Origin of the sequence: Mesorhizobium sp. M8A.F.Ca.ET.021.01.1.1, assembly GCF_003998025.1 — a bacterium.
GTDB lineage: Bacteria > Pseudomonadota > Alphaproteobacteria > Rhizobiales > Rhizobiaceae > Mesorhizobium.
This window is the reverse complement of record NZ_RZSJ01000352.1, coordinates 1-6,310: the sequence shown is the minus strand read 5'-3', so window position 1 is coordinate 6,310 and position 6,310 is coordinate 1. Positions and strand designations below refer to the sequence as shown.

General features: G+C 61.7%; 5 protein-coding genes. 2 read left to right on the top strand and 3 right to left on the bottom strand.

The annotated features are described in order from the left end of the window. Positions 1-212: 212 nt before the first annotated feature. The gene (locus tag EOA36_RS23480; protein WP_127279625.1) at positions 213-815 is read right to left on the bottom strand and encodes a TetR/AcrR family transcriptional regulator; all 603 of its coding nucleotides are present in this window, start codon (positions 813-815) and stop codon (positions 213-215) included. 146 nt (positions 816-961) lie between these two features. Here EOA36_RS23480 and EOA36_RS23475 point away from each other — a divergent pair, with 146 nt between their 5' ends. Further along, a complete protein-coding gene (locus tag EOA36_RS23475; RefSeq protein ID WP_127279624.1) occupies positions 962-2,386 on the top strand; it encodes an APC family permease in 1,425 nt (474 codons plus the stop codon). 810 nt (positions 2,387-3,196) lie between these two features. Here the strand turns inward: EOA36_RS23475 and glnA are convergent. Continuing rightward, positions 3,197-4,606, bottom strand: a complete 1,410-nt coding sequence (gene glnA, locus EOA36_RS23470) for a type I glutamate--ammonia ligase (protein ID WP_127279623.1) — start codon at positions 4,604-4,606, stop codon at positions 3,197-3,199. Positions 4,607-4,673: 67 nt separating this feature from the next. After that, the gene (locus tag EOA36_RS23465) at positions 4,674-5,012 is read right to left on the bottom strand and encodes a P-II family nitrogen regulator (RefSeq protein ID WP_006205430.1); all 339 of its coding nucleotides are present in this window, start codon (positions 5,010-5,012) and stop codon (positions 4,674-4,676) included. 356 nt (positions 5,013-5,368) lie between these two features. Here EOA36_RS23465 and EOA36_RS23460 point away from each other — a divergent pair. Then, the coding region (locus EOA36_RS23460) for an NAD(P)H-hydrate epimerase (protein ID WP_127279622.1) at positions 5,369-6,310 on the top strand (942 nt) is incomplete at its 3' end.

Here is a 6,310-nt window from a genome sequence, read left to right as displayed (position 1 = left end):
GTCCCTGTCCGAGCGCGAGCTTGCCTTCGCCCTTGATGATCGTGGAGTAGCCGACCAGGACGCCTCCCACATCGGTGATGGCATTGGCGGGGCCGGGCGTGCCCTGCAAGGGAATGGCGAGCGCCCGGGCGCGGGCCTTGCCGGCTGGCGTGGAGGTATGGGTCGGCAGTTGGTCCATGCTGGGGTTCCGCTCCGTTGATTGATATTCTGGCTCAGCGAAGGCTGCAGCCCGTCGCAAGCTCGGCATAGCTGGTCAGGATCGCCATCGCCGAAGGTTGATCGACCGCGGGCACGACATTGACGAGATGCAGCCCCAGGCCATCCTCGAGCACGACCAGGCTGCGCGCGATCGTCTCGCTGGTCGCCCGCAGTTTAAAGATGCCGGTGGCGGCGCCCGCCTCCAGTATGCCGACATAGATCGACACCTGCCGCTCGAACAAAGTGATGTGGCGGGCCGCGTAGCTCGCATCCGAGCGCGAATAGGCGCCAAGTTCGAGCAGCAGCCGGCAGAGCTGGTCGTCCGCGTCCGTCGGCAGTCCGCTTTCGATCATCGTTTTCAGCCGCAGCCGCGGATCGGCGATCTCGGCAACCGACGCCGCGCGTATGGTGCAGAACCGCTCGACGGCCTTGCGTTGCACATCGTCCAGCAGGTCCTTCAGGCCAGGATAATAGTAGAGCAGGGCGCTCGAACTCATCCCTGCTTCATTGGCGACGTCGCGCAACGTGACGCCGGCAAGGCCGCGCTTGGCGATCATCGATTCCGCTGCCGCGACGAGCGTGAGGCGACGATCGGCCTGGGTTTTGGGTCGTCCCATCTTCGTTTCCTGAATTTGATTCAGTTTAAAACAGCCTCATGAAATTTCGCAAGCACCAATGCACCATATTAATTGACGATATCTGACTCCATCGCTAGGTTCCCCTCGGAGGAAAATTTTTATCTTATTAAAAAAAGGGGAGGAAGATGTCTACAAACGAAGCAACGACAGGGGCAACTGCCAAGGCCGCGCCCGCCGCCAAGGGACTGGATCGGGCACTGAATGCGCTCGGCACACTGATGATCGTGCTGTCGGCAGTGACGCCGGCATCCTCGGTGTTCATCATCGTGCCGGGCGTCATCGCGCTGGCCGGCACCGGTTCATTCCTCAGTTTCGTCATTGCTGCGGTCATTGGGCTGTTCATGGCCTTCGTGTATGCCGAGCTCTCGTCGGCCTATCCGATGGCCGGCGGCGAATACACCATGATCGGCCGCACGCTCGGCCGCTTCTGGGGCTTCGTCACGCTGGTGCTGGTGTTCGTCTCGATCGTGCTGATCGTCGCCGTCATCGCGCTTGGTGTCGGCACCTATCTCGGTGTGCTCATCCCCAACCTCAGTCCGCAATGGGTCGGCGTGGTGACGATCGGGCTGGCCGGCACGGTCGCGGCGATGCGCATCAAGCTCAATGCCTTCGTCACCGGCATTTTCCTCGGCATCGAGATGCTGGCGCTGCTGATCCTGACCGGTCTCGGCTTTGCCCATGTCGAGCGGCCGCTCTCCAGCCTGTTCACCTCGCCGCAATTGCTCGACGCCACCACGAACACGCTTGTTCCGGCCTCGGCCGGCCTCATCCTGGCCTCCACTGCCGTCTCGCTGTTTGCCTATAACGGCTATGGCGCGGCCGCCTATTTCGGCGAGGAGACACAGGATGCCAGGCGCAACATCGGCAAGGTGGTTCTCTGGGCATTGGTGATTACCGTCGCGGCCGAACTCATTCCGCTGACGGCGGTGTTGCTGGGGTCTCCGGATCTTCCCGGCCTGCTCGCGGCACCCCAGAAGATCGAGTATTTTCTGGAAGCGCGCGGCGGCCATGCGCTGACGGTTCTGATCAGCCTTGCCATCGTCGTTGCCATCTTCAACGCCGTCATCGCAATCATCCTGCAGGCCGCCAGGCTGCTGTTCAGCTCCGGCCGCGACAAGACCTGGTTCGGCCCAATCAACGCCGCCGTCGCCTCGGTCCATGGCAGCTACGCATCGCCCTGGATCGCCACCATCGTCGTGGCGGTGCTGGCTGCGCTCGCCTGCTTCATCGATCTCAATCTGCTGCTGGTGGTCAGCGGCACGTCGCTGGTGGTGATCTACGCGCTTTTGTGCGTGGCGGTGTTTGCCGGCCGCCGCAATGGCACCACGGCTGGCGGACACTACCGCATGCCGCTGTTCCCGGTGCCGGCCGTCCTTGCCTTTGTGGCGCTGGTCTATGTCGCCTACCAGAACCTGCTCGATGCTGCTTTCGGGCGCCCGAGCCTGATCGCGACGCTGCTGATCATGGCAGTGGCGGCAATCTACTATCTGCTGATCCTGGCCAGGCGAACGGACTGGAACCTGCACGGTCCCGACGAGCTTGCTGGATAGGCGTTACCCTCCGACGCTCTGTCCTTGCGAGAACCCCGGCCGTCGCCGGGGTTCTCTTTTGTGGCGGCCCGTCCATTCCGGAGAGACTCGCTCCGGGATGCCACGTTAGCAGCGAGTGGGCGGAACAGGCGCTGAACGTCCATCAAAACCGATCGAACGGCTGCGACTTGAATACACCCAAAAAAAGTCAGGCTGAAAAGGTCGGGTCAGCTTCAGCGAATGAGGAGGCTTTTGGCCGGCATGCCATACCCTTCATCGATGGCTTGCGTTTCTGTATTTGGTGAAAAAGCCCGGAAAACTGCCTGTTTCCGGCTCGTCCGTACACCAACGAACCCTTGTATAAGCCACTGTTCATGCAAGGAAATCGCCAGTTGGTGCCATACCTCCGTGGCGTTGACATATGACGCCGCGGCATGCGTATTCATGGCTATGGGTTACGCCAAGCGATGCTGTTCGAACGGGGCGGGGGTTTCGTGAACGACTGCATTGGCGGGGGCGCCGGACGAGCGGGCATTGCAGCCTGAGGCAGTGCGCCGCTCGCTCCTGGCGTTCGATTGCGCTCGAAAGGCTACGGCTACTTGCTCGAATGGGCACTGGCTGGGTCCTGCCGCTTGTGACCTGAGGTCTTTCGCCGGCGGCCGCCGCGAGGCCCGGCAGCTCCAGCTGCGATCCGTCCTTCAAAACCTAAGCAAGTTGACCATCGTGCGTGGCTGTCCGCAAACAATCCATCGACAGAGCCCTTTGGATCAGCAAAAAGCCCTTGAAGGGGGAAATCCTTCAAGGGCTTTGAAACATTATCCGAACGGAATCCTAGACCGAATAGTACATGTCGTATTCGACCGGATGCGGGGTCATTTCGAAGCGCATCACTTCCGCCATTTTCAGTTCGATATAGCTATCGATCTGGTCGTCGTCGAAGACGCCGCCGGCCTTCAGGAAGCCGCGATCCTTGTCGAGGCTTTGCAGCGCTTCACGCAGCGAGCCGCAGACGGTCGGGATCTTCTTCAGCTCCTTCGGCGGCAGGTCGTAGAGATCCTTGTCCATCGGCTGTCCCGGATGGATCTTGTTCTTGATGCCGTCGAGGCCGGCCATCAGCATGGCGGCGAAAGCGAGATAGGGGTTCGCGCCCGGATCCGGGAAGCGGACCTCGACGCGCTTGGCCTTTGGCGACGAGCCGAATGGGATGCGGCAGGAGGCCGAGCGGTTGCGCGCCGAATAGGCGAGCAGCACCGGCGCTTCGTAGCCAGGCACCAGACGCTTGTAGGAGTTGGTCAGCGGGTTGGTGAAGGCATTGATCGCCTTGGCATGCTTGATGATGCCGCCGATGTAGAACAGGCAGCTCTCCGACAGACCGGCATATTCATTGCCGGCGAAGGTCGGCTTGCCGCCCTTCCAGATCGACTGGTGGACGTGCATGCCCGAGCCGTTGTCGCCGAAGATCGGCTTCGGCATGAAGGTGGCGGTCTTGCCATAGGCGTTGGCGACCTGGTGCACGACATACTTGTAGATCAGCATCTTGTCGGCGTTGCGGACCAGCGTGTCGAACTTGATGCCCAGTTCGTGCTGGGCGGCGGCCACCTCATGGTGATGCTTTTCGACGCGCACGCCCATTTCGGCCAGCACCGTCAGCATTTCGGAACGCATGTCCTGCGCCGAATCGATCGGCGGCACCGGAAAATAGCCGCCCTTGATGCGCGGCCGGTGACCGAGGTTGCCGGTTTCGTAGTCGGTGTCGTCGTTCGACGGCAGTTCGGTCGAATCGAGCTTGAAGCCGGTGTTGTAGGGATCGGCCTTGTACTTGACGTCGTCGAACACGAAGAACTCGGCTTCCGGGCCGACGTAGATGGTGTCGCCGATGCCTTCCGCCTTCATGTAGGCCTCGGCCTTCTTGGCCGTGCCGCGCGGATCGCGGTTGTAGGATTCGCCCGAGACCGGGTCGAGGATGTCGCACAGGATAACCATGGTCGACTGCGCGAAGAACGGGTCCATGTGGACCGTGTCCGGATCGGGCATCAACACCATGTCGGACTCGTTGATGGCCTTCCAGCCGGCGATCGAGGAGCCGTCGAACATGACACCGTCGGCGAACATGTCTTCCTCGACCTCGACGACATCCATCGTCACGTGCTGCAGCTTGCCCTTCGGGTCGGTGAAGCGCAGGTCGACGAATTTCACGTCGTTGTCCTTGATCTGCTTCATGATGTCTTTGGCTGTCGTCATGTCATGTATCCCTGTGTGCTGACGTTTTTTTGATGGATGACGTTTCTTAAAGGATGGCCGGGTCGGATCAAACCGCGTCCATGCCGGTTTCGCCGGTGCGGATGCGCACGACTTCCTCGATGTTGGAGACGAAGATCTTGCCGTCGCCGATACGGCCGGTCTGGGCCGCCTTGCGGATGGCCTCGATCGCGCCTTCCACGGCATCGTCGCCGAGCACGACCTCGATCTTCACCTTGGGCAGGAAGTCGACGACATATTCGGCGCCGCGGTAGAGTTCGGTGTGGCCCTTCTGGCGCCCGAAACCCTTGGCTTCGGTCACGGTAATGCCTTGCAGTCCGGCCTCCTGAAGCGCTTCCTTCACTTCGTCCAGCTTGAATGGCTTGATGATCGCTTCGATCTTTTTCATGTAAAAAGTGGCCTCCACTGCCAAAAAAACGGGTTGTGAGCCCCCGCTTGCGCCTCCATCAAGCACGAACTGTGCCAGTCGAAGGGAACTGAAGCGGTGTCATACGATTCCAAAGCCATGTCACCCCCAGATGCAAATTCGCGTCATTCGCTGCATTGGAAGCGGCATGAAGGACAACAGCCTATCCGGCGCCACTGTGCGTGTCTGCCCAATATGTGGGCAAAGTGCTCATCTTGCGGGCAGCTTGGTGCCTGCGATCCTTGCGCCGATCGACGTGACCATGACAGCGCTACTCCTCCCCGTTTGCGTCGAGCCGAAAACTGGACAATGCTTGATCGAATGCGGATCGGCAATCCATGAGCCACGAACTTCTTACTTCCGCCGAGATGGGCGAAGCGGATCGGCTGACTATTGCAGCAGGTCCAACCGACGGCATTGGATTGATGCGCCGTGCCGGGCAAGCCGTCGCGGCGCAAGTGCTCAGGCGCTATCCCGCGGCGGCGCACGTCCATGTGTTGTGCGGCCCGGGCAACAATGGCGGCGACGGTTATATCGTTGCCCAGGTCCTTGCCGGCAGCGGCGTCGCCACCACGGTCTGGGCGCATGGTCCGCCAAGGCCGGATAGCGACGCGGCACTCGCCGCCGCGGAATGCTCCGTCAGGCCCCAGCCGCTATCGGACTTTAATGCCGGACCCGGCTCGATCGTGGTCGATGCGCTTTACGGGGCAGGGCTGTCCAAGCCGCTGTCCGGCGAGGCTGCCAGGGCGGTCGATCTCGTGAGCGACCTGCATCTGCCGGTTGTCGCGGTCGACCTGCCTTCCGGTATCTCCGGTGACAGCGGCAAGGTGCTCGGCACATCGTTCTCAGCCGACCTCACCGTGACCTTCGCGCGCAAGAAACCCGGCCATATGCTCCTGCCCGGCCGGGAACGATGCGGCGAGATCGTGCTTGCCGATATCGGCATCGGCGCGCAGATCATCGCAACGCTCCAGCCCCGGACATTCGAGAACGGACCGGAGCTTTGGTTGCGCGGTTTGCCGGTGCCGGCCGTCGACGCGCACAAATACAAGCGCGGCCATGTCGGTGTCTTTTCCGGTGGACCCAACGCTACCGGCGCGGCGCGGCTCTCGGCGCTTGCCGCCGCCCGAAGCGGGGCAGGGGCGGTGACGCTTCTGTCGCCGGGCAACGCCATGCAGGTCAATGCCGCGCACCTGACCTCGATCATGTTGCGCAGGACCGACGACACTGCCGACATTGAGGCATTCGTCGGGGAACGTCGGCCATCGGCCTTTGTTCTC

Coding starts and splice junctions, on each gene's coding strand:
- glnA (WP_127279623.1), bottom strand. CDS start 4,606: ATGACGACAGCCAAAGACATCATGAAGCAGATCAAGGACAACGACGTG.
- EOA36_RS23465 (WP_006205430.1), bottom strand. CDS start 5,012: ATGAAAAAGATCGAAGCGATCATCAAGCCATTCAAGCTGGACGAAGTG.
- EOA36_RS23475 (WP_127279624.1), top strand. CDS start 962: ATGTCTACAAACGAAGCAACGACAGGGGCAACTGCCAAGGCCGCGCCC.
- EOA36_RS23480 (WP_127279625.1), bottom strand. CDS start 815: ATGGGACGACCCAAAACCCAGGCCGATCGTCGCCTCACGCTCGTCGCG.